The organism is Arthrobacter sp. N199823, assembly GCF_002929705.1.
Taxonomy (GTDB): Bacteria; Actinomycetota; Actinomycetes; order Actinomycetales; family Micrococcaceae; genus Specibacter.
Genome location: NZ_PJIN01000005.1, coordinates 55,595 through 79,475, shown reverse-complemented (window position 1 = coordinate 79,475; position 23,881 = coordinate 55,595). Strand labels below are relative to the sequence as shown.

Genomic DNA, 23,881 nt, shown 5'->3' with positions numbered 1-23,881 from the left:
GAAAATCCATCCCCGCTCCGGGACCCTCGGCTCCTGCTTTGGCGTTCGTAGCCTAAGTCACTTTCTTACTGCCCGCGAGGGAACTGTGGCGCCATCAGCATGCGCAAGTTAGGCGGCGGCTCCGGCGAGCCAGAGATCGGGGCCGAAGACCTCGTAGTGGATCTTGGTCGAGGGGATGCCTGCCGCAATGGCCTGGTTGCGGATTGCCTTCATGAAGGGCAAGGGACCGCAGACGTACATGGATGCGTTGGCTGGCAAATCCAGACCCTCCAAGGACATAAAACCGCTGTGATGACCGGCGGAGGGTTCCTCCAGCCAAAGCTGCAGCGTGGCGCTTTCAATGGCGTCCACATCAGTGGTCATCTGGTCACGCAGAGCCCAAGCCTGAAGATTCTTCTCCGCGTGCAGCACCAGCACCTCGCGGTCAGCACCGGCAGTGGCCAGTGAGCGGAGTGCAGATGCGGAGGGGGTGCAGCCGATCCCTGCCGTAGCAAACACCACTGGCCCCTCGCCGTCGAGCGTCACATCGCCGTAAGGATTGGAAAGCTCCACCACGTCCCCTACCTGAACATCTCGGTGCAGCACGGGCGAAACCTCGCCCCCGTCGTCGAGCTTGGTGGTGAAGACGCGCCGGGAGGTGGAATCCACGTCCGCGGAGAGCGAGTACTGGCGGCACTGAAGCAGGCCGTCGGGCAGGGCCACTTTGACACTGACAAACTGGCCGGGGCGGGCAACGGTGACGGCGGTGTCATCGGCGGGCGCCAGCACAAAGGTCATGGCATCGGTGCCGGCCGGATTCTTCTCGATCACTGTCCACGGCATCCACATCTTGTCATTAGCCTGCAGAGCGTAAAGACCCTTTTCAATCTTGATCAAGGCGTTGGCCATGAGCCAGTAGACCTCGGTCCAGGCCTCGGCGATTTCGGCAGTGATGACGTCGGCGAGTTCTTCGGCGATGGCCTCGAACAAGTACTTGTACACGATCTGGTACTGGTCTTCGGTGATGCCCAGGGCCGTGTGTTTGTGGGCGATGCGGCTGAGCAGCTGCTCGGGAATGATGTTCGGATTGGCCACCAGGGCTGAGGCGAAGCCGGCGATGGAACCGGCCAGAGCCTTCTGCTGCTCACCGTTGTTTTGGTTTGCCCGGCTGAACAAACCATTCAAAAGTTCCGGGTGCGCGGTGAGCATGCGGGTGTAGAAGTTCGGGGTGATGGCGCCCAAGCGTGAGCCCACCAAGGGGAGTGTGGCAACAATCAGTGGTCGCGATTTTTCCGAAAGCATCTTTACTCCTTGGGTAAAAGTCATGGTGACAATTCCAAAGTAGCATTTGAAATGCGAGTTTAAATCTACAATTTCTACAGTTTGTAGAAATGTGCTGATTCGGCGCGGATTAGCAGGGGCGCGATGTGCTTAACGTCACAGCGGTGGGTCCGCTTGTCGTCTTCCGGGCCAAGCTGTAAATGCTGACATTGTCCAGAGAGGCATAGAAGGATTCGCGGGCGTGATTCAGGGCCCCGCGCAGACCGCACTCATGAACCAAGGGGCATTCACCCATGTCCGTTTGGCATTCGGCAACGTCGTTGTGATCGTCGAGCACGCGCAGCACACGGCCAACGGTCGCGTCCTTGCCGGCAGCGGAGATTCGCACGCCGCCGCTACGGCCACGGATGGCCTCGACCAGCCCCATTTGGCGCAATTTGAGCACGGCTTTACTGACGTGGTTGTAGGGCGTCCCCACCATCTCAGCCAGTTCGCGGGTGGTGGGGAGCTCGGTCTCAGGGGTGGAACTTAACACCATCAAGAGCCTCAGACTGACGTCTGAAAAGGCGTTAATCCGCATGGATCATGCCCAGATCTGGGTCTCGCCAGGCTCCAGGAACGGGTTGCCGAATTCCCAGCCGGTGGGTGCCTGACGGTAGGGGCGGACTGCGGAAACACTCACGCCGGTGCTGTGCTCGGCCATCACATGAATGGCGTCGGTGGCATCGTCTGGCAAATGAATGTCACAGACGACGGCGGCAGCCCGGTTTTGCTCGCGCTGCTGGCTCAGTGCCTCGAACAGGTCCGCCACCATTTGATCGGCATCCAGCTCTTCTTCACCTTCGCCTTCTACGGCGTTGGAGGAGACGGCCACCAAACTCAGGTCCCCATCGTTACTCATGACCAAACCCACCGGGAGGAAGGCGCCGTGGGTTTCCAACTGCTCCCCGGCAACACCCAAGGCGGTGCCCAGGAGCTTGTTCAGGTCATCCTGAACCAGCTGGTCGGATTCGGACTGTTCGGGGGTGTTCGGCTCCATAGGTACTCCTGTAAAAAGTGGTGCTGGTGTTGGTGTGAAGCGGTGTTGCCGGTGCTGTGGAAGCTACTGGCGCACCAGCTCCAGAACGGCGTCGCGGATGTCAGCCATAGTTTCGGCATCCACGGCTTCGGCGTTCAGACGCAGGAAAGGCTCGGTGTTGGAGGCGCGCAGGTTGAACCACCAGGTGCCATCCTTGGCCGTGAAGGTGATGCCATCGAGTTCGTCAATCGCAACATCATCGCGTGTGTAGGCTGCGCGGACGCGCGCCACGGCGGCCGGGACATCGGCCAGCTGGGAGTTGATTTCGCCGCTGGACACGTAGGGCTCGTATTCGCGGCCCAGATCTGACAACGGGCCATTCTGCTCGCCGAGGGCGGCCAGCACATGCATGGCGGCCAGCATGCCGGTATCGGCATTGAAGAAGTCGCGGAAGTAGTAGTGAGCGGAATGCTCGCCACCGAAAACTGCGCCTTCGGCGGCCATGGTGGCCTTGATGAAGGAGTGGCCCACGCGCGTACGGACGGCGCGGCCGCCGTCGTGCGTGATCAGTTCAGGCACTGCACGGGAGGTGATCAGGTTGTGGATCACTGTGGGATGTTCCTCGCCCAAGGCCTTCGCGCGGGCAATTTCGCGCCGAGCCACCAAGGCGGTGACGGCCGAAGGCGAAAGCGGAGCCCCCAGCTCATCGATAACGAAGCAGCGGTCGGCGTCGCCGTCGAACGCCAGACCAATGTCCGCGCCATGCTTGACCACTGCTGCCTGCAGGTCCACGAGGTTGGCCGGTTCAAGCGGGTTGGCCGGGTGGTTCGGGAACGTGCCGTCGAGCTCAAAGTAGAGCGGGATAATCTCGAAGGGCAAGCTAGGGAGCAGGGTGTCGCCCAGAACGGCGGGGGTGGTCATGCCAGCCATGCCGTTGCCAGCGTCAACCACAATTTTCAGGGGGCGTGAGCCGGTAAGGTCCACCAGCTTGCGCAGGTATTCGGAGTAGTCCTTGAGAACATCCGCTGTGCCGATGGTGCCCGCAGTGCCGGGGGTGTTCGGGATGCCGTCGCTGAGGTACTGCTGGGCCAGGTCACGGATTTCCGTCAGCCCGGATTCCGAGGAAACGGGGACGGCGCCGGGCTTGGTCATCTTCATGCCGTTGTATTCGGCAGGGTTGTGGCTGGCGGTGAAAACCACGCCAGCGGCATTGAGCACCCCTGATGCAAAGTACAGCTCATCGGTGGAGATCAAGCCCAACAACTGAACGTTGGCCCCGCGTCCTGCGGCGCCGTCAGCAAAGGCTTGGGAGAACTCGGGGGAGGAGGGGCGCATATCGCCGCCTACCAAAATGTTTTGGCCTTCCAGTCCCAGCACATCGACGAAAGCAGCGCCGACGGCTTTGACGGAGGCGGCGGTGATGGATTGCCCCACGATCCCGCGCACGTCATACGCCTTGAAAGAGCTGGACAGGTCAACCGGCGAATTATCTTCAGTAGTCACCCGACCATCCTACCGCTGGAGACCAAAACGGTGGAGTTATCCACAGCGTGGACTGGGGTCAGGCATTGCGTGTCGGTGGCCGCTGGAATACTGAGGGTATGACAACACAGCCAGCCCCCGGAATGTCCGCGTCAGCCGAGAATGCCTTTTCAACCGAGAATCGGGACGCGGGCGAGGGTGCGAGCCAGGGTGCGAGTCAGACCCAGAGCCGGGGCGAGACCCGGGAACAAGCGCTGGAAGTATTGCGCGCCCTGGTGGGCAGGGCGGACGCGGATTTTCATGACGGACAGTATGAAGCCATAGAAGCTCTGGTCGACGCCGGACGCCGCGCCTTGGTTGTTCAGCGCACCGGCTGGGGAAAATCGGCCGTTTACTTTGTGGCATCCCTCCTGCTGCGGGGCCGCGGGGCCGGCCCTACCCTAATCGTCTCCCCGCTCTTGGCCTTGATGCGTGATCAGGTTGCCGCTGCCGAGCGTGCCGGGGTGCGGGCCATGGCTATTAACTCCGCCAATGCCACCGAGTGGGGTGAGGTCTCTGCTGCTTTGGCGGCCGACGAAGTGGACGTGTTGCTGGTGTCCCCGGAGCGGTTGACCAACCCGTCGTTCAGGGAGAATCAGCTGCCAACGCTGATTCGCAGAACCGGATTACTGGTGATTGACGAGGCTCACTGCATCTCTGACTGGGGCCATGACTTCCGTCCGGACTACCGCCGCATTGCGGACCTCATTGCGCAGTTGCCGGCGTCGGTGCCGGTATTGGCCACCACTGCCACGGCCAACTCCCGGGTGGTTGCTGATATTGAAGAGCAGTTGGGCAAGGGCGTGTTCACCATTCGTGGACCGCTGGCCAGGAAATCCCTGCGGTTGGGCGTGCTGCGGCTGGCTGATTCCCGTGACCGGCTCGGTTGGCTACTGACACATCTGGCGCAGCTGCCGGGCAGCGGCATCATTTACACCCTGACGGTGTCCGCTGCTGAGGACACCGCCCGGCTGCTGGCCGGGGCAGGCCACGCGGTGAAGGCTTATACGGGTCGCACCGACACCATGGAACGCGAAGCGCTGGAAGAGGCCCTGAAGAATAACCAGGTGAAGGCGCTGGTGGCCACGAGTGCTCTGGGTATGGGCTTCGATAAACCAGACTTGGGATTCGTTGTTCACTTGGGAGCGCCGTCGTCCCCGGTGGCCTACTACCAACAGGTGGGCCGTGCCGGCCGTGGCAGTGCGAACGCCGACGTGTTGCTCCTGCCGGGCAGCGAAGATGCTGACATTTGGCGCTACTTTGCCACGGCCTCCATGCCGGCCCAAGACAAAGCCATGGCGGTGCTGTCCACACTGGGTGAATCGGCCAAAGCCATGTCCACGCCCGCGCTGGAAGCCAGAGTCGATTTGCGCCGGACCCCGCTGGAACTGCTATTGAAGGTCCTTGCCGTGGATGGTGCCGTCCGCAGGGTCTCCGGGGGCTGGGAATCCACAGGGCAACCGTGGGTTTATGACGAGGAACGGTACCGCCGCATAGCCCAGGCACGGGTGGATGAGCAGCAGTCCATGGTGGAATACGAACGCATGTCCGGCTGCCGCATGGAATATTTGGCAGCCGCGCTCGATGACGAAACAGCAGCGCCGTGCGGGCGGTGCGATAACTGTACGGGCCGCTGGTTCAGTGGCGAGGTGGTCTCCAGTGCTGCCGAGGCGGCCGGCGAGTCACTGCGTCATGCCGGGCTGCCCTTGGACCCCCGGGCCATGTGGCCCACCGGAATGGACAAGCTGGGTGTTCCCGTCAAGGGCAAACTCAAGGCCGGTGAATTGGTCTCCGGCGGACGGATACTAGCCAGGCTCAGCGATCTTGGATGGGGCAACTCCCTGCGGAGCATGTTCGCCGCCGAGGCCCCGGATGCCCCACTTGAAACGGGGATGGCCCAAGCCGTGGTGGCCGTGCTGCGCGAGTGGGGTCAGCACGGCTGGGAAGGGTCAGGACGCCCTGTCGCCGTAGTTTCCATGCCCTCGCGCACCAAGCCAGTGCTACTGCAATCATTTGCCCAGGCCATTTGTGAGATTGGCCAGCTGCCGTACCTCGGCGAGATGCAGCTGGAATTCGGTGGACCCACTGGCCAGCGCGGCGGCAACAGTGCTTACCGTTTGGCCGGGGTGTGGGACCGTTTTGCTGTTGGCCCGGAACTTGCTGCCGCGCTCGGCGCCAATCCGGGCCCGGTACTCCTGCTCGATGATTTGGTAGACAGCCGCTGGAGCCTCACCGTAGCTGGCCGAGCCCTGCGAGGTGCGGGAGCTGCGCAAGTCCTGCCGCTTGTTTTGGCCCAGGCCGGCTAACCCTCACCCAACGCCGCATCACTTTCCGGCGGGTTTTGGGCAACGCGGCATCATGTTCCGGCCAGTTTTGTGCAACGCCGCATCGCTTTCCGGCTATTTCTGGCATCGCGTCTCTGTCAGTGAGGGAGCGTAATGGGATTAACCCCGGAAGGTGATGCAGCGATGTTGCAAAACGGCCGGAAGGTGATGCAGCGTCGGTCAAGAAGGGCCGGAAGGTGATGCAGCGTCGGTCAAGAAGGGCCGGAAAGTGATGCGGCGTCGGGGTGTTATCCGACGGGGCGTAAGCGCAGAGCCTGCATGCCGCCGTCTACTGCAATGGAGGTTCCAGACGTGGAACCTGACAGTGGGCTGGCCAGGTAGGCCACAGCGCCAGCAACTTCATCGGCCGTGACCATGCGGCCATGCGGCTGCCGGGCGTTGAGCGCTGCACGCTCGGCGGCGGGGTCATCGGCCTGAGAGAGCAGCCGCCCAATCCACGGGGTGTCTGCGGTGCCCGGGTTCACGGCGTTGACGCGGATACCTTCACGGAGATGGTCGGCGGCCATGGCCTGGGTCAGTGACAACACTGCGCCCTTGGTAGCCGAGTAGAGGGCACGTGCGGGCAGTCCCGCCGTCGCCGCAATGGAGGAAATATTCACAATGGCGGCGCTGGAGGACTGGCGCAGATGCGGCAGTGCGGCGCGTGAAACACGGACCATGCCCACGACGTTGATGTTCCACACGCGGGCCCATTCCTCGTCATTGTTGTCTTCCACGGATCCGATGGCGCCGATGCCAGCGTTGTTAACAACAATGTCCACGCCGCCAAACGCCTCAACGGTGCCAGCGATGGCAGCCACCACCGAGGCGTCGTCGGAGACGTCGCAGGCAAATCCGAGCTGGCCCTCGGGGAGGTCCTTCAGGTTCAGATCCAGGACGGCAACCTGTGCGCCCATGGCCTGCAACTTGGCGGCAATGGCTGCGCCAATGCCCGATGCGCCGCCGGTGACAACGGCTGTGAGAGTGGAAAGTTCCTGGCTCATTTATGCCTCTTGACTGGCGGTAGTGGTGGTGACGCGGAAGAATTCCTGACGCTGGCGGCCCAAGCCGTCAATCTCAACCTCGACGACGTCCCCGTCCTGGATGTAGGGGAAGCGGCCCGATAGGGCCACACCTTCGGGTGTCCCGGTCAAAATGACGTCTCCAGCCTCAAGCACCATGTACTGGCTCAGATGGTGGATGGCAGTGGGCACATCAAAGATCAGATCAGCCGTGTTGGAATCCTGCCGAGGTTCTCCATTGACCCAGCTGCGCAAACGCAGATTGTTGCCGTCAGCCTCATCGGCGGGCACAAACCACGGGCCCAGAGGGGTGGACTTGGGCAAGGATTTGCCCTTGGTCCACTGGCCAGCCGCGCCGGGAAGCTGGTATTCGCGTTCGGAAAGGTCGTTAGCAACCACGTAACCAGCCACGGCAGCAGCGGCTTCTTCCACAGAGGAAAGGTAGCTGACCTCGCGGCCGATCACGACGCCCAGCTCAACTTCCCAATCATATTTTTGGGCTAGTGGGGGAAGGGGAGCGGCGTCATACGGGCCGGTCACGGTGTTGTTCGGCTTCAAGAAGACCACGGGGATGGTGGGCGGCCTGGCACCTGACTCGGCTGCGTGCGCGGCGTAGTTCATGCCGATGCAGATGACGTTATTGGGGCGGGCGACGGGGGAGCCGATGCGCAGTTCCGCGGCATTCGCAAGAATCGGCAGCGAGCCGTTTTTCAGCGCTTTGCGCAGTGCACTCAGGCCGTCGTTGGCCAGGAACGCGCCGTCGATCTCGGCTGTCAGGGAGCGTGCATCGTAGCTTTGCTCGGTTCCGTTGGAATCGGTGGCAACGACCACGGGAATTTCCTGGCCTGGATCGCCTAGGCGTGCAATCTTCATGGAATTCATATCCTCTACGTACCACCGCGATGAGTGCGGTGCCTGGTGTTGATGCGCATCCATAGGACGTTAACATCGGAACTTTCTTGCGACTTTACTCACACTTTACCCACATCTTGCCAGTATTTCAGCATTGAGTCCCATATTGACAGGCGAAACATCGGATGTTTAGCTAGAGCTAACTTTTCTAGTCTTTTCTAAACTCTTCTAACTTCTTTGACAGGGAGCAGCCCGTGAGCACCATCATCGCCGTGGAAACCAGTGACGTGCGTTTTCCAACCTCACGTGACTTGGATGGCTCCGACGCCATGAACCCGGATCCGGACTATTCGGCCGCCTACTTGCGAGTGGTTACAGACAGCGACGACGGCCACGAGGGTCACGGCTTTGTGTTCACCATTGGCCGCGGCAATGACGTGGAGACGGCAGCCATCAAGGCACTGACCCCGTACCTGTTGGGTCGCAATGCCGAAGAGATCCTCGCCGACATGGGCCGGACGTGGAAGGAACTCACCCACGATTCGCAGCTGCGCTGGCTGGGCCCGGAAAAGGGTGTCATGCACATGGCTATCGGTGCCGTTGTCAACGCCTTGTGGGACCTGAAGTCCAAGCGTGCCGGCCTGCCGTTATGGCAGCTGCTGGCCGCCATGAGCCCGGAAGAACTCGTTGACCTGGTTGACTTCCGCTACCTCACCGATGCCCTGACCCGGGATGAAGCGCTGGAGATCCTGACCGCAGCACTGCCCGGCCGTGCAGAGCGCACCGCAACAATGCTGGCCGAAGGTTACCCCGGCTACACCACCACCCCAGGATGGTTGGGCTACTCGGATGAGAAGCTGACCCGTCTCGCCAAGGAAGCTGTTGCCGCCGGTTTCAAGCAGATCAAGCTCAAGGTCGGCGCCGATCTCGCCGATGACGTGCGCCGCCTCCGGACAGCACGTGCCGCCGTCGGGCCTGATATCAAGGTGGCTGTTGACGCCAACCAGCGCTGGGATGTCCAGGAGGCCATTGAGTGGATGAGCCATTTGGCGCCCTTCGATATTGCCTGGATTGAAGAGCCCACCAGCCCCGATGACATTTTGGGCCATGCAGCCATTGCCCGCGGCGTTGACCCGATCCCGGTGGCCACCGGCGAGCACGTGCAGAACCGCGTGGTGTTCAAGCAGATGCTGCAGGCAGACGCCCTTCAGGTGCTGCAGATTGATGCCGCCCGCGTGGCCGGAGTCAACGAAAACGTGGCCATTTTGCTGCTGGCCGCCAAATTCGGCGTCCGCGTCTGCCCCCATGCCGGGGGTGTTGGCCTGTGCGAGGCTGTTCAGCACCTGTCCATGTTTGACTTCGTGGCTGTCTCGGGCAAAAAAGATGACCGCATGATTGAGTTTGTCGATCACCTCCACGAACACTTTGTCACCCCGATCGACGTCCATGACGGTTGCTACTGGCCGCCGCTGGCACCCGGCGGCGGAAGCGAAATGCACGCCGCATCCATTGCCGAATTCACGTTCCCGGACGGCGGATTCTGGGTTTCCGACGCTGCTGCCGCTGCTGCCGACGTTGCCGACGTTGCCGACGCTGCTGCCGACGCTGCTGCCTACGCAGCCGAAGAGGCCAAGGACGCCACGGCAACAGCGGAATCAGCCAAGGAACTGGTCTAGCACCATGACGCCGTTGGCAGAACCGGCCCAGGTTGTTATTGGACATGCGCCCTGGTTCACGGAGGCGCGCTTTGGCATGTTTGTGCACTGGGGGCTGTATTCCCTCGCGGCACGCCATGAGTGGGTCAGGTACAGGGAAAATATGAGTGCAGGGGAGTACAACAAGTACTTTGAGCACTTCGATCCGGACCTGTATGACCCGCGCGAGTGGGCTGCGGCGGCAAAAAAAGCTGGCATGAAGTACGTGGTGCTGACCACCAAGCACCACGACGGATTTGCCTTATGGGATTCCGCTCTCACCGACTACAAATCCACCAACACTCCCTGCGGGCAGGACCTGCTCACCCCGTACGTGGAAGCGCTGCGCGATGCCGGGCTGAAGGTGGGTTTCTACCATTCGCTCATTGATTGGCACCACCCGGACTTCACCATTGACGGCAACCACGCTGACCGGCTCAACCCGGCCTGGCAGGAATTGAACAAGGGCCGCGACGGAGCCCGGTACCGCGCCTACCTACACGGTCAGGTCCGTGAACTGCTCAGCAATTATGGGCAGATCGACTACTTGTTCTTTGACTTTTCCTATCCGGATGAGGCCACTGCCAACCCCGACGGCGGATCCACCTTCCGCGGCAAGGGAGCCTCTGATTGGGGCTCGGTTGAGCTGATGGAGATGATCCGGGAACTCCAGCCAGCCATCATTGTCAACGACAGGCTCGACGTGCCGGGAGACTTTCTGACCCCGGAGCAGTATCAGCCGGCTGGTGCCATGATCAGCGGCGATAAGGAGGTTCCGTGGGAGGCCTGCCAGACGCTTAACGGCAGCTGGGGCTATGACCGCGACAATCTGGATTACAAGTCTCCTGAACAGCTCATCCGCATGCTCATTGACGGTGTATCCAAGGGCGGAAACCTGCTGCTCAATGTTGGCCCCACGGCCCGCGGAGAGATTGATCCGCGGGCTGTGGAATCGCTCGCAGGCATCGGCGAATGGGTGCGCCTGCACAGCAAATCCATTGACGGGGCAGGCGCGGCGGGCATCCCGGCTCCGCAAGATGGCCGCTACACACGCCGCGGGAACAAGTTGTATCTACATCTTTTTGCGTGGCCGTTCCAGTTTATTCATCTGCCCGGTTTGGCCGGAAAGGTGCGCTACGCTCAATTGCTCAACGACGCTTCAGAAATTGCCATGATGGTTCTGGATCCGGGTCAGGCTGCTGGCCACATGACCCCCGCAGGCCAAGCCCCCGGAACCTTGACGTTGCAGTTGCCCGTCCAGCGACCGGGTGTGAGCGTGCCCGTCATTGAACTTTTCCTCAACCCAGAACTCTGATCCACCCAGCCCGCAAGACCAGCGAAAGTGACTGTCGCATGAGCCAGAAAATCGCCCTCCATACCCGGCTGAAGGCCGGCAAAGAAGCCGAATATGACACCGTCCATGCCCGTATCGGCGATGATCTAGACGCGGCCCTGCGCGCTGCCGGAGTCTCCAATTGGACCATTTGGCGCAGTGGCCGGGAGCTTTTTCACGTGGTGGAAGTTGCTGACTATCAGGCCATGCGCAAGGAATTGGCGCTGAACCCCGTGAACATCGCGTGGCAGGCCGTCATGGCCGAGCTGCTCGAGGTGGAAGATGACTATTCAGGCGATGACATGGGCCTGGCGAAAGTGTGGGAACTGCCGTGAATTCCAATATTCCGCAGCTAGGCATGCTGGGCTTCGGTGCCGCTGGCATAGGTAACTTGTACCGAGCCATGGACAACGACGTTGCTGCCGCCGCTCTGGCGGCCGGCTGGGACGCGGGCATCCGCTACTTCGACACGGCGCCCCATTATGGGTTGGGTCTGTCCGAACGCCGCGTTGGCGCCTTTTTGTCCGGTATGCCGCGCGAGGAATTTGTCATTTCCACCAAGGTGGGCCGCGTTCTGGAACCCGTGGCCAACCCCACGGGGGCCAAGGACGCTGAAGGTTTCGACGTGCCTGCCGACGTGGTGCGCCGGTGGGATCCCTCGGAAGCGGGCATTCGCCGAAGCATTGAGGATTCACTGGAACGCACAGGGCTGGCGAGCATCGACATTGCCTACCTCCATGACCCTGACGTTTTCGATCTTCAAGCCGGCATCAAGCAAGCACTGCCCGCTCTTGTAAGACTGCGAGAGGAGGGGCTCGTGAAGGCCATCGGTGTTGGTGCCAACTCTGCTGACGCGTTGCGCGATTGCGTGCTCGGCTCGGATCTGGACATCATCATGCTGGCCGGGCGCTACTCATTGTTGGAGCAGCCAGCCGCCGTGGATCTAATGCCACTGTGCCTGGAGCGTGGTGTGGGCATTGCTAATGTGGGCGTCTACAACTCGGGTCTGCTGGCCCGCCCGGTGGTGCCGGAGAACGCAAACTACAACTACGCCCCCGCCCCCGCCGAAATCTTGGCCCGCGCAAAAGCCCTCGCCGCCTGCTGTGACGAGTTCGGCGTCGAACTTCCCGCGGCGGCACTGCAATTCGCCGTGAGCCACCCGGCCGTCTGCACCGTGGTGGTGGGCGCCTCCAATGCCCGCCAGATCACCGAGACCGCGGCGCGCATGGCTGCGGCGATCCCTGCCGAGCTGTGGACCGCGCTGATCTCGCGCGGGCTGTTGGACGCGGAGCTTGTCCATGCCTAGTGTGCCCACGTCCAGTATGGCTGTACCCAACGCAATGGCGCCTCACCCGGCCGCGCCCACACTTCGGGTCGATTCCCACTTGCACCTCTGGGAACTGGCGCCGGGGCAATACTCCTGGCTCCAGCCGGAGCTTGGCGTTCTGTATGACACGTTCACGGCCGAACAGGCTCAGAGCGCACTCTTTGGCGCCGGTGTCAGTCAGGCAATTGTGGTCCAAGCCGACGATACGGCGGCAGACAATGAAGCCATGCTGGCGGCTGCGCAGGCTAACGATTGGATTGTTGGTGTTATCGGCTGGCTGCCCCTCGAGGAGCCGGCAAAGGCTGCGGCCATGCTGGAAAAGCTGCGCGAGCATCCCAAATTCTGCGGTGTCCGGACACTGCTCCATGACGATCCTAGAGCGGACGTTTTGGAGCTAGCCACCGTCCGCGAAACTGTGGCGCTCTTGGCTCGCGAAGGGATTCCTTTTGACGTGCCCAACGCCTTCCCGCGGCACCTGGGCCAGGTGGCGCAGCTGGCCCACGACTTTCCCGAGTTAACAGTGGTCATTGACCATCTGGGGAAGCCGCCTCGCGGCGATGCGGCGGCCATGGCTGCGTGGGAAAAGCAGCTACGTGCGGCAGCTGCCCTGCCCAACACGGTGGCCAAGGTATCAGGCCTGCACACTGACGGCGCCGACTTCTGCGCCCCAGCGTTGCACCGGGTCTGGGAAGTTGCACTCGAGGCGTTCGGGCCGCAGCGGCTCATGTTTGGCGGGGATTGGCCTGTCAGTTTACTCGGTGCCAACTACGGGGAAACAGTGTCAGTGGCAGAGGCCTTGATCGACTCATTGGGACCGGCCGAGGCCCAAGCGATCTGGTCAGGAACGTGCTTCCAAACGTATTATGGATAACATTTCCGTAAACATCGGATGTATTTTGAATAACTGTATCGCTTTGTGCCGCAGGTAACATACCATGATGGAAGCGGATTCCCTGATGAGGCCTGGTAGCCCCAGTGAAAGGCTGAGATTTCAACTTTTTTGGCGATGATGCCTAGTTTTGCTCGTTGACAAAAGGCTTCCAAAGAGGTCTGATGTCCGACTTATTGTTTTGAGGCTTGGAAGGGCAGCACATTGAGTAAAAAACTTCTTCGGATATCCGGAGTTAGCAAGAGCTTTCCGGGCGTCAAGGCCCTCTCGGACATGCAGCTGGACCTCGCTCACAATGAGGTCCTGGCACTGGTTGGTGAAAACGGTGCTGGCAAGTCCACCCTCATGAAACTGCTTTCCGGTATTTATGTTCCGGATTCCGGCGTTTTTGAAATTGATGGCGAAGAAGTGGCCATCACCGGCACCAAGCATGCTCAAGAGCTAGGAATCAGCATCATCCATCAGGAATTCAACCTGATGCAGGATCTTACGGTAGCGCAGAACATTTACATCGGCCGTGAACCGAGGGTGGGTGGGCTTTTCCTGAGTGAACGTGCCTTGAACCGCAAGGCCCGCCTGCTCTTTGACCGAATCAACATTGATCTTGACCCTAAAGCACGCGTTGGCGACCTCACTGTAGCCAAGCAGCAAATGGTGGAAATTGCCAAGGCGCTGTCCTATAAATCACGCATCTTGATCATGGATGAGCCCACGGCGGCCCTCAATGATGCCGAAGTTGCTACCTTGCACGATCTCATCCGGAACTTCACCAACGAAGAAACGGGCGTCATCTACATTTCGCATCGCATGGATGAGCTCAAAGCCATCTCCAACCGCATCACCGTCATCCGCGACGGTGAATACATTGACACCGTGAACACAGCCGAAACCACCATGGGTGAGGTCATCAACCTCATGGTGGGCCGGGAAATCTCGGGGAACCAGCGGCCGGCGAGCCATACGCCGTCGGACGAGGTGGTCCTGAAGGTCACAGGATTGTCCACCAAGGATCTTCTGCAGGACATCAGCTTTGAACTGCATAAAGGCGAAATCCTTGGTTTTGCCGGGCTCATGGGTGCGGGGCGTACCGAAGTTGCTCGTGCCATAGTTGGCGCCGACAAGATCTCCTCAGGAACCATTGAACTCAATGGCAGCCTGGTCAGCATCGGCAACCCCGCCGTTGCCGCAAGCATGGGCGTTGGTTACCTCTCCGAAGACCGCAAGCACCTGGGCTTGCTGTTGGAGCGAGACGTCAAAGACAACATTGCCCTGAGCTCCTTGAAAATGTTCAGTCGCATGGGCGTCCTCAATGACAAGGCCATGAAGTCCACGGCGTCAACGTACATCGACAAACTGCGGATAAAGACTCCTTCAAGTGCGCAGGTGGCCAAGAACCTCTCCGGTGGCAACCAGCAGAAGATCGTCATTGCAAAATGGTTGGTCAAGGACTGCGACATTCTGATTTTTGACGAACCCACACGGGGGATTGACGTCGGCGCTAAGGAAGAGATCTACGCGCTCCTGAACGAACTCTTGGTCCAGGGCAAATCCATCATCATGATCTCCTCGGAACTGCCTGAAGTCCTGCGGCTCTCACACCGCATCGCGGTGATGAGCGAAGGCCGCCTGACCGGCTTCCTCAGTAATTCCGAAGCCAACCAGGAGAACCTCATGGCATTGGCAACCCTGAACACTCACAGTGCCGTCCTGGCGCCCCTTCCGTCCTCCAGCGCGCAGCGCTCCACGAAGTAAGAAAGAAAAGGCACAAAGATGACCTTGACAAAGGACGCTGCGCAAACTGCCAAGATTGCCAGTAATAAACAATCAGAACTCAACACCCGGCTGCGGGCAAGCTTCCAGCAGTTGCTGGCTTTTGCCAGCCTCTTGGCTCTGGTGCTGTTCTTCTCGGTGGCCAGTTCCAACTTCTACCAGGCTGCCAACCTCTCCAACATTCTGCTCTCCACGGTGGTCACCGGGTTGTTGGCTTTGGGAACCACCTTCGTCATCATCACCGGTGGAATCGATCTCTCCATTGGCACGGGCATGACGCTGGCCTCCGTTATGACGGCCGTTTTCATGACACAAATGGGCATGCCCATGATTGTTGGCGTGATTTGTGGCGTGCTGTTCGGCGCTTTGATGGGAGGCATTAACGGATTCCTGGTGGCGGTCATGAAGATCCCCTCCTTCATTGCCACGCTGGCGATGATGATGGTGGCCGCAGGCCTCGCGTTGGTCATCTCCGGCACCAAGCCCGTCTACACCAATGAGGTTGCGGGCTTCCAGAGCATCTTCGCCTTGGGTAAGTCCATCCCCGGCCTGGTCATTCCTAATGCTGTATTCATCCTGTTTGCCGCAGCCATTGTGGCCGGACTCCTGCTGTCCAAGACTGTTTTGGGCCGCTACACCTACTCCATCGGCAGCAACGTTCAAGCCACCGCTTTGTCCGGTGTCAATGTCACGAAGTGGACCGTCTTGATCTACACGGTTGCCGGGTCCTTCACTGGCCTTGCCGGTGTTATCGCTACGGCCCGCCTGAACTCGGCTCAGCCTGCCGGTGGTGCCGGGTTGGAGCTTCAGGCGATTGCCGCCGTCGTTATTGGTGGAACCTCACTGGCCGGCGGTAAGGGCTCCATTATTGGAACCGTCATTGGTGCACTGATCATGTCGGTGCTGACCAACGGTCTGTCCATCATGTCTATCCCGCAGGAATGGCAGCAGGTTGCTGTAGGCGTGGTGATTCTCCTCGCCGTGTACTTGGACATGATGCGCCGCAAGAAGGCCAGTAACTAAGTTTTCCCCTTGTCAAATGTGTTTCTTACAAAGGAGTTAGACCCCTCATGCAAAGAAGAAAATTTCTCTCCCTGGCCGCAGTTGCCGCACTGTCACTGAGCGTTGCGGCTTGTGACACAGAAGCACAGGCTCCTGCCGGAGGAAGTAGCGGTAAGCCGTACATTGCCATTGTTTCCAAGGGCTTCCAGCACCAGTTCTGGCAGTCAGTGAAGCAGGGAGCAGAGAAGGCTGCTGCGGAATTCAATGTCGAGATCTCCTTCGAGGGTCCTGACAAGGAAACCAACGTTCAGCAGCAGATGGACCAGCTGAACAACGCCATGGCGAAGAACCCGCAGGCGCTGGCTCTGGCTGCTTTGGACTCCAAGGCTGCCGAGGGCGTTCTGCAGGATGCGAAGAGCAAGAACATCCCGGTGATTGCCTTTGACTCAGGCGTCGATTCCGAGATCCCCGTGGCAACTGCCTCAACTGATAACAAGGCTGCCGCTGCAGAAGCTGCAAAGCACATGGCCGAGCTGCTGGGCAAGAAGGGTGAGATCGCCATTATTGGTCACTCCCAGACCGCCACCTCAGGCACAGATCGCCGCGACGGCTTTGTTGACTACCTGAAGGCCAACGCTCCGGACATCAAGATTGTTGATATTCAGTACGCGGATGGCGACCAGGCCAAGTCCACTGACGCAGCCAAGTCCATCATGACCGCCTACCCAAATCTGGCCGGCATGTACGGCACCAATGAAGGCGCCGCAATCGGCGTCGTCAATGCAGTGAAGGAAGCAGGCAAGACCGGCAAGCTGACCATTGTTGGCTTCGACTCCGGCAAGGCCCAGATGGACGCCATCAAGGATGGTCTCATGGCTGGTGCTGTCACCCAGAACCCCGTTGGTATTGGCTACGAGACTGTCAAGGCCGCTGTTGCCGCCATCAAGGGCGAGAAGGTAGAGAAGGTTATTGACACCGGCTTCTACTGGTACGACAAGAACAACATTGCCGACGCCGATATCGCAGCGAACCTTTACGAGTAATCCCTGAAATCTAACCCGCAGTTGTGGTTGTAAAACCGGCAAATTCTTGCCGGTTTTACAACCACAACTGCGGGTTACTTTGCGTTAACTGCGGGTTCCTTGCAGACCGGTCAACGGCGGGAACTGGCATCCGCCTGTACCGGGTCCGCCTGGTGCATCAGCAGCCACCCAGGGCTGGTGAGGTCAGGCTAGGGACTGGATCAGTGCTGTGAATCCGAACAGCAGGACGGCCAAGACGGGGAACAGCCACTGTGTGAGGATCTCGAAGTAGCGGGCCTTCACCGTCATGGCCGGGGCGGGCTCCAGCGGGCTCGTGATGGAGTCGGTATCCGTACGCAATGTCATGACGGTGCCCACAACGGAGAGTGCGATCAGGAGGGTGGCAGTAGTCAGCAGCACAGGACCGGCGGACAGCACCAAGAGCGCATCGGTTGCCACCTTGGGTGCGAAGATCGCAGGGAGTATCCCGAGTGCTCCGCCAACAAGGGGGATGGTCAGCAAGGTCCAGAAGTTTCGGACCATGAATGACAGGTACAAGGGCAGCAGCAAGATCAGCACGGCGGCCAGCCCCGTGCAGGCCATTTGGACGCCGCCAATGAGCAACTGTTCGCCCTGCGACCAAGGGGTTAAAGCTGAAGAGAAGAGTAGGAACACCACGAGTGAGGTGACCCCTAACATGACGATGCCACGCAAGCTCTCCTTGGCTTTTTTGGGTGATTCGGCTGCCAGCTCGCTGGCGTATTCGCGGGGCGTACCAAAGGCCTCCAGGGGTTCTTGGCCGGAATCGGCCAGAAATTCCTCAACGGTGGCCAGCGCATCGCCGACGGCCGTTCCGGAGAAGTCGTTCAAGCGCAGTTCCAAGGTGAGCTCGTCCAACCATTTTTTGCGGGGTACCGCGTTCGTCGTTACTTCCTTGCTCATTGCAAAACTCCTCGATCGGGTGCGGTGGCGAGAAACGCCGTCGTACGGGTAGTGAAGGTGTGCCATTGTTTGCGCTGGCGATCCAGCTCGGTGCGGCCTGCGGCGGTGAGGGCGAAGTATTTTCTGCCAGGACCGCTCTCGCCGGCGCGCCATTCAACCTCGACCCAGCCGGCCGTCTCGAAACGGGTCAGCAGCGGGTAGAGCGTGCCGCCCTTGATGGTGCCCAGTCCGGCGTCCTCAAAAGCGGTGATGATGGCGTATCCGTAACTGGGCCCGCCCGTCAAGGCCTGCAGCGCGCAGAGGCCCAGTGAGGCGCGATTCCAGTCGCCCGGCCACGGTTCTTCGATGAATGAACTCATAGCTAGATAGTATGTCTAACTAGTTAGCGTGGCAAGCTTGTTAAAGAAAAATCCCGCCGGCCCTGTCATCAGGGCGGGCGGGCATTTGCTGCTGGCTAGGTGCTGCGGGGCTAGAAGGTTACAGCGCCTGTCGGAGCCAGTGCTCCACGCCGCTGATGTGCACTGTCAACAGTGACTTGGCCAGATCGGCGTCGCCGCGTTCCAATGCTTCAATGATGGCGGTGTGCTCGGCGAGCGTGCGGTCCACAGCCTTTTCCTGTGTCAGGCCGCGCCAAATGCGGGCCCGCACGGTGCTGCTGGAAAGGGCGTTCAGGACGCTGGCCAGGTAGGAGTTATCGGCGGCGGCAGTGATGAGCTCGTGGAACACTAGATCGTGATCAACCAGCGACTCGACGCTCGTTTCGTCGTTGATGTTCTCCATGGTGGCCCGCAAGGCTGTAATTTGCTCCGGTGTGATGCGGGTAGCAGCTATCGCGGCAGCGGCAGGTTCCAGGATGCGCCGGACGGCAAAGATGTCCAGGATGGATTTGTCCTGATGTAGGTCCACAATAAATGTCATGGCCTCGCTGAGGAGTTGGGGCTCGAGGCTGGTCACGTACGTGCCGTCGCCTCGGCGCACGTCCAGGACGCGAATGATCTCCAAGGCTTTGACGGCTTCTCGGAGAGAGCTGCGGGAAAGGCCCAGCTTCTCGCTGAGTTCCTTCTCCGGGGGCAGGCGATCACCGGCCGACAGCTTCCCGGAGATGATCATGTCTTTGATCTTGGTGATTGCTTCATCAGTTACAGCCATGGTGCAAGTCTAATGGTCGGATGTTTATGATGCGGGATGTAGACCTGTTCAGCAGCTGCGCCAGAACGCAAAAATGCACCCCTCGATAAATCAAGGAGTGCATTTTTGTTCTGCGGAGACGGGGAGATTTGAACTCCCGGTGGAGTTGTGCCCCACACTTCATTAGCAGTGAAGCCCATTCGGCCGCTCTGGCACGTCTCCAGCACTGGCTAAGGTAGAAGCCCCTAACCAGCATCCCAAACTTTACCCAGTAGAGGGCCCACAATGCAAAACGAGTGCCGGGGTCAGGGCAAAATCACTGCGCGCCGAGACGTTCTCACAGGAATCTACAGCTGCCCGTTGAGCGCCCGCCAGAGGAATTCATGCGAGGCCGCATGCAGTCTGGCCGCCTGTTCATTGTTTCCGGCACCGGCATGACCACCCTCCAACGCCTCGTGGAACCAAACAGGGATTCCCATGGATTCCATCTGTGCCGCCATCTTGCGTGCCTGCACAGGACCCACCCGGTCATCCGAGGTTGCCGTCCAAATGAACGTGGCAGGATACTTAACCCCGGCACGGAGCAGGTGGTACGGCGAAAAGTTCTTGATGAAGTCCCACTGCTCCGGGACATCCGGGTCGCCATACTCGGCCATCCACGATGCGCCTGCTGACAGCTTTGTATACCGGCGCATATCCAGTAGCGGCACGCCACAGGAAATTGCCCCGAACAATTCCGGATACTGCGTGAGCATATTGCCCACCAACAGCCCGCCGTTGCTACCGCCTGTGCACCCCAGATGAGTAGGGTCGGCCACGCCTCGCGCCGACAGATCGCGGGCCACAGCGGCGAAGTCCTCATATGCGCGGTGCCGGTTTTCCTGGAGCGCGGCCGTATGCCAGCTGGGACCGTATTCGCCGCCGCCGCGGATGTTTGCCACCACGTAAACGCCGCCGCGCTCGAGCCAGGTGCGCCCCACCGAGCCGCTGTAAGTGGGCGTCAGCGACACCTCAAAGCCGCCGTAACCACTGAGCAAGGTGGGGTTTGCGCCGTCGAGCTTCAGATCCTTGGGGCCCACCTGGAAGTAGGGCACGCGGGTGCCGTCGGCGGAGGTGGCAAAATGCTGCTCCACGCAGTAGTTCTCCGCCGTGAAGAACGACGGCGCCTCCCGGACCAGCGCCGCAGCCGCACCCGGGGTGCCGCGCGGGGTGAGGGTGCCGCGCAGCACGGTGGTGGGGGTGAGGAATCCGGAGGCCACAAGCCAGTAGTCGTTGCCGGCGTCGGGATCTTCGTCATCCACGGCAAAGGCATCCACCGAATGTAAGGGCGGGCAGGCGTCCAGTTCCGAGGCAGCCCAGTCCGCAGCCGGGTCCAGTACCAGGATCTTGGAGGAGACATCGGAGAGCAGGTTCAGCAGCAGGAAATCGCGGGTCCAACTCCACGACTGCAATGACTGCGCCGCCGAGGGGGCATATATGGTGATCAGCGAACGGCTGCCGGCCATGAAGGCGTCAAGCTCAATGGCCAGCAGGGTCCCGGCGCCATACACAGTGCCGGAAACGTTCCAATCGGTGCGCGGGCGCAGGAGCAACCACTCGTGGTGCAGGGAAACGGACATGTCATCCGGGACGTCGATGTGCACCCAGTCTTCGTCCACGCGCAGGTAGCTGCGGCTGTTGTAGAAGTCCAAAGCGTCGTAAGCGAGGTCCCGCTCGAAGCCCGGGGTGCTGCTGTGGGAGACGCCGCCGCTGAGGTGGTCCAGCGGGACGGCGAACAACGGTTCCTTCGCGGCCAGCTGGGCCAGAGATTCCCCGCGCCGCAGCACGCGTGCAGCGGCCGGGTAGGAAGACGCTGTCATGGAGTCTGCGCCGGTATCGGTGCCCACATAAAGGGTGTCTGCATCCACCCAACTGAGCCGGGTCTTGGCGGCCGGAAGCTCGAACCCGCCAGCCACAAACGTGCGTGTGGCAAGGTCGAATTCCCGGTAGGCCACAGCATCTCCGCCATCGGGCGAGAGCGCCACCATGGCATGGCGGTATTCCTCCCCGGGAGCCGGCCGTAGGAATGCGGCTCCTGCCCACAACCACTGGGCATCCTCGGCGGAGCTCAGCGCATCAACATCGAGCAGCACGTCCCACTCGGGTGCATCGCTGAGGTAGCTTTCCCAGCTGGTCCGTCGCCACAGCCCGCGCGGGTTGGCCTCGTCGCGCCAGAAGTTGTAGTACCAGTCGCCGCGCTTGGACACCATCGGGATCCTGTCCGCGGAATCCAGCACCTCAAGCACCCGTGCCTCCAATGCCGAATAGGCGGGGTTCACCAAGGCGGCGTCGGTGCTGGCATTGTGCTCACGGACCCAGTTCATGGCGTCTTCGCCGTGGATGTCTTCCAACCACAGAAATTCGTCGGCAGGTTCGTGGGCACGTGTGGGGCTCGGGGCAGCTTCAGTCATGGGATCATCCTCGTTGAAGCTGCGCGTGGTTGCGAGTTAACCGTGCGCCACTCTTGGAGCTGCGCACGGTTAGCTACAAACCATGCGCCCGCGCAGGGGATTTCGCGGCCGTTCTATGGAAGGCTCGCGGCAGGTCCGTGGCGAACCTGTGGCCAGCCAACGTCAGACCACCGGTTAGGCACCATCAGTTAAGCTCAAGGAGTGGAATCTTTGGGCGTACAGACGGTGGCAATTGTGGGGGCGGGGCCCCGTGGGACTTCCGTGGTGGAACGGCTGTTGGCGCGCCGGGCCCAAAGCGAGGGTGGAGAGCTGCACATCCACCTCATTGACCCCTTCGCCCCGGGGGCTGGCCATGTTTGGCGCACGGAGCAATCGCGCCTGTACCTGATGAACACCCAGAGCTTTTTTCCAACACTGATTCCTGACCAGGGCGTGGACGCTGCGCCCGTGGCCGGTTGCACGTTCAACCAGTGGCGCGCGGTCCAGCTGGACACCCCTTGGTCTGGACTCAGCGAGGGTGATCGGCAGGAATTAGAAGGTCTGGCGGAGAATAATTTCCCCAGCCGCGCCATCTACGGCCGGTATCTGAGCTGGTGCTTTGAGCAGCTGCGCAACAACTTGCCAGCCGGAGTAACCCTGGTCAATCACGTCACTGAGGCGAAGCGAGTGGTGCGGGATCGCACCCAAGGCGGGTTCGACGTCGTACTCCTTGACGGTGGCACGCTGCGCGCGGATCAGGTGGTGCTGGCGCTGGGGCATGTGGAGTCGAAGCTGAGTCCGGCCCAGCGCGGGCTGCGCGATGACGCCCGCCAGCACGGGTTGACGTATCTGCCCCCGGCCGTGCCCAACGATGTGGACTGGGATCAGCTGCCCGCTGGAGAAACCGTCCTGGTGCGTGGCATGGGGTTGAACTTTTTTGATGTGCTGGGCCAGCTGACCGAGGGCCGCGGCGGGCGTTTTGAGGACACCGGACGGCCGCCGGGGGAGTCGCTGCGGTATGTGGAATCGGGGCGTGAGCCGGTAATCGTGGGCGCTTCCAGACGTGGGACGCCGTACCGGGCCAAGGCCGAACTGACCGCGTACTACCCGCAATCGATCACGCTGCGATTCCTGGGTGAGGATGCTGTGGCCGCCATTCGTGCCATGGGTGCCACGGCCGGTTTTGACCACGATATTTGGCCGCTGCTGCACCGCGATACAATCTGGGCGTATTACACCACCCTGGCCCGGACCAGCCCCGAGCTAGTCACCCCCGAGCTGTTGCCTGAGCTTGATGCCATGCTGCATACCGGGCTCGACGGCGGATCCCCGGCCTGGGAGCAGGAGCTCGCGGAGTTGCTGGGGCGGCACGTGCGGCACGGCCATGTGCTGGACTTGCCAGGGCTGGCCCGCCCTCTCGCTGGGCAAAAGGCCAGTGATGCCGGCCTCGCCGACCGAGGGGGACTGCCGAGTGCGGGCAGGCACTTTGCCACCCACGAACAGCTGGACGCCGCCGTGCTGGAGTACCTGGTGGCGGACGCTGCCGGCTCCGCGCTCGGCGAAGATGATCCGGTCAAGATGGCTATTGGTGCGCTGAATGCCGGACGGGCCATTGTGAAATCGCTTGTGGCTGACCGCGGCATCACTCAGGCGTCGTGGCTGGGCGAGTTGCGTGGCTGGTTTGAAGGCTTCGTCGAGGGGTTGGCCAGCGGTCCGCCGGCAATCCGGGTGGAACAGCTGGCCGCGCTGGTGCGGGCCGGGGTGGTTCACTTCACGGGGCCGGATCCGGTGTTCCGAGTCCAGCACGGGGTATTCACCGCCAGCTCTCCCTGGGTGGCCGATATCCCGTGGGAAGCGCGCCACCTGATCGAGGCGCTGGCTCCCTCGAACAACGCGCAAAACAGTACGTCCCCCTTGCTGCAAAACCTGTTGGCCGACGGTATTGTCAGGCCCCGCATGATGATGGCGTCCGACGGCGGACCCGTGGTCACTAGCGGTTTGGACGTCACTGCGCCGCCCTACCGTCCCGTGGATGGGGTCGGTGTGCCTGTTGAGGGGCTGTATGTTTTGGGATTGCAGCTGTCCTCAACCCAGTGGGGCACAGCTATCGCGGCCGAGGCTTCCGCCAAGTACCGCAGCGGTTACCGCACCGTCTTGGACGCCGACGCGATCGCCGCAGCCATCCTCGACTGAGGCTTCCGGCTGGCGTTGCCTCGTTCGGTGCGCCGGGGGTAGTTATTACCATTCGCGCGCGGTATGCCGCCCTCCTCGGCACTCCGGGGGTAGTTATTACCATTCGCGCGCGGTAGGCCGGTGGCGAATGGTAATAACTACCCCCGTATGTCTTC

20 protein-coding genes and 1 tRNA gene are annotated in these 23,881 nt (G+C 61.0%); 10 read left to right on the top strand and 11 right to left on the bottom strand.

Annotation, left to right across the window (positions count from 1 at the left end; all coding sequences use genetic code 11):
• Positions 1-108: 108 nt before the first annotated feature.
• From CXQ93_RS12370 to CXQ93_RS12355, 4 genes are all read right to left on the bottom strand, one after another.
• The gene (locus tag CXQ93_RS12370) at positions 109-1,281 is read right to left on the bottom strand and encodes a globin domain-containing protein (RefSeq protein WP_104110749.1); all 1,173 of its coding nucleotides are present in this window, start codon (positions 1,279-1,281) and stop codon (positions 109-111) included.
• Positions 1,282-1,390: 109 nt separating this feature from the next.
• Complete coding sequence (locus CXQ93_RS12365) at positions 1,391-1,798, bottom strand: RrF2 family transcriptional regulator (protein WP_374953405.1); 408 nt, start codon at positions 1,796-1,798, stop codon at positions 1,391-1,393.
• Between the two features lie 45 nt (positions 1,799-1,843).
• The gene (locus CXQ93_RS12360) at positions 1,844-2,299 is read right to left on the bottom strand and encodes a hypothetical protein (RefSeq protein WP_104110747.1); all 456 of its coding nucleotides are present in this window, start codon (positions 2,297-2,299) and stop codon (positions 1,844-1,846) included.
• A gap of 63 nt (positions 2,300-2,362) precedes the next feature.
• Positions 2,363-3,781 carry a phosphomannomutase/phosphoglucomutase gene (locus tag CXQ93_RS12355; RefSeq protein WP_104110746.1) on the bottom strand — a complete coding sequence of 473 codons (1,419 nt, stop codon included), beginning with the start codon at positions 3,779-3,781 and terminating at the stop codon, positions 2,363-2,365.
• A gap of 98 nt (positions 3,782-3,879) precedes the next feature.
• Here CXQ93_RS12355 and CXQ93_RS12350 point away from each other — a divergent pair, with 98 nt between their 5' ends.
• Positions 3,880-6,105, top strand: a complete 2,226-nt coding sequence (locus tag CXQ93_RS12350; RefSeq protein WP_258068974.1) for an ATP-dependent DNA helicase RecQ — start codon at positions 3,880-3,882, stop codon at positions 6,103-6,105.
• Between the two features lie 266 nt (positions 6,106-6,371).
• On the opposite strand, the gene CXQ93_RS12345 is transcribed toward CXQ93_RS12350, so the two are convergent.
• Both CXQ93_RS12345 and CXQ93_RS12340 read right to left on the bottom strand, forming a co-directional pair.
• Positions 6,372-7,127, bottom strand: a complete 756-nt coding sequence (locus tag CXQ93_RS12345; RefSeq protein WP_104110744.1) for an SDR family NAD(P)-dependent oxidoreductase — start codon at positions 7,125-7,127, stop codon at positions 6,372-6,374.
• On the bottom strand, positions 7,128-8,018 hold the full coding sequence (locus CXQ93_RS12340) for a fumarylacetoacetate hydrolase family protein (RefSeq protein WP_104110743.1): 891 nt from the start codon (positions 8,016-8,018) through the stop codon (positions 7,128-7,130).
• Positions 8,019-8,251: 233 nt separating this feature from the next.
• Here CXQ93_RS12340 and CXQ93_RS12335 point away from each other — a divergent pair, with 233 nt between their 5' ends.
• From CXQ93_RS12335 to CXQ93_RS12300, 8 genes are all read left to right on the top strand, one after another.
• Positions 8,252-9,673, top strand: a complete 1,422-nt coding sequence (locus tag CXQ93_RS12335; protein WP_104110742.1) for an L-fuconate dehydratase — start codon at positions 8,252-8,254, stop codon at positions 9,671-9,673.
• A 4-nt stretch (positions 9,674-9,677) separates the two neighbouring features.
• Complete coding sequence (locus CXQ93_RS12330; protein WP_104110741.1) at positions 9,678-11,006, top strand: alpha-L-fucosidase; 1,329 nt, start codon at positions 9,678-9,680, stop codon at positions 11,004-11,006.
• Positions 11,007-11,044: 38 nt separating this feature from the next.
• Positions 11,045-11,359 carry an L-rhamnose mutarotase gene (locus CXQ93_RS12325; RefSeq protein ID WP_104110740.1) on the top strand — a complete coding sequence of 105 codons (315 nt, stop codon included), beginning with the start codon at positions 11,045-11,047 and terminating at the stop codon, positions 11,357-11,359.
• Positions 11,356-12,330 carry an aldo/keto reductase gene (locus tag CXQ93_RS12320; protein WP_308470622.1) on the top strand — a complete coding sequence of 325 codons (975 nt, stop codon included), beginning with the start codon at positions 11,356-11,358 and terminating at the stop codon, positions 12,328-12,330. The genes CXQ93_RS12325 and CXQ93_RS12320 overlap by 4 nt, the downstream gene beginning before the upstream one ends.
• Before the next feature lie 16 nt (positions 12,331-12,346).
• Positions 12,347-13,222 (top strand): amidohydrolase, encoded by an 876-nt coding sequence (locus CXQ93_RS12315; RefSeq protein WP_181036147.1) that lies wholly within the window; start codon positions 12,347-12,349, stop codon positions 13,220-13,222.
• Positions 13,223-13,444: 222 nt separating this feature from the next.
• The gene (locus CXQ93_RS12310) at positions 13,445-14,992 is read left to right on the top strand and encodes a sugar ABC transporter ATP-binding protein (RefSeq protein WP_256939596.1); all 1,548 of its coding nucleotides are present in this window, start codon (positions 13,445-13,447) and stop codon (positions 14,990-14,992) included.
• A gap of 18 nt (positions 14,993-15,010) precedes the next feature.
• The gene (locus CXQ93_RS12305) at positions 15,011-16,033 is read left to right on the top strand and encodes an ABC transporter permease (protein ID WP_104110737.1); all 1,023 of its coding nucleotides are present in this window, start codon (positions 15,011-15,013) and stop codon (positions 16,031-16,033) included.
• Between the two features lie 47 nt (positions 16,034-16,080).
• Entirely contained in the window at positions 16,081-17,055 is a 975-nt protein-coding gene (locus tag CXQ93_RS12300) for an ABC transporter substrate-binding protein (RefSeq protein WP_104110736.1), read from the top strand.
• Positions 17,056-17,238: 183 nt separating this feature from the next.
• On the opposite strand, the gene CXQ93_RS12295 is transcribed toward CXQ93_RS12300, so the two are convergent.
• From CXQ93_RS12295 to CXQ93_RS12275, 5 genes are all read right to left on the bottom strand, one after another.
• Positions 17,239-17,976: a hypothetical protein gene (locus CXQ93_RS12295; RefSeq protein ID WP_104110735.1), complete on the bottom strand. Its 738-nt coding sequence runs from the start codon at positions 17,974-17,976 to the stop codon at positions 17,239-17,241.
• Positions 17,973-18,335 carry a PadR family transcriptional regulator gene (locus tag CXQ93_RS12290; RefSeq protein WP_104110734.1) on the bottom strand — a complete coding sequence of 121 codons (363 nt, stop codon included), beginning with the start codon at positions 18,333-18,335 and terminating at the stop codon, positions 17,973-17,975. The genes CXQ93_RS12295 and CXQ93_RS12290 overlap by 4 nt, the downstream gene beginning before the upstream one ends.
• A gap of 118 nt (positions 18,336-18,453) precedes the next feature.
• Positions 18,454-19,125 carry a FadR/GntR family transcriptional regulator gene (locus CXQ93_RS12285; RefSeq protein WP_104110733.1) on the bottom strand — a complete coding sequence of 224 codons (672 nt, stop codon included), beginning with the start codon at positions 19,123-19,125 and terminating at the stop codon, positions 18,454-18,456.
• Between the two features lie 113 nt (positions 19,126-19,238).
• A tRNA-Ser gene (locus tag CXQ93_RS12280) sits at positions 19,239-19,326 on the bottom strand.
• A 125-nt stretch (positions 19,327-19,451) separates the two neighbouring features.
• Positions 19,452-21,554 carry a prolyl oligopeptidase family protein gene (locus CXQ93_RS12275; RefSeq protein ID WP_104110732.1) on the bottom strand — a complete coding sequence of 701 codons (2,103 nt, stop codon included), beginning with the start codon at positions 21,552-21,554 and terminating at the stop codon, positions 19,452-19,454.
• 201 nt (positions 21,555-21,755) lie between these two features.
• Between CXQ93_RS12275 and CXQ93_RS12270 the strand changes: the two genes are divergently transcribed.
• Positions 21,756-23,726, top strand: a complete 1,971-nt coding sequence (locus CXQ93_RS12270; protein ID WP_104110731.1) for an FAD/NAD(P)-binding domain-containing protein — start codon at positions 21,756-21,758, stop codon at positions 23,724-23,726.
• Positions 23,727-23,881: the final 155 nt, after the last annotated feature.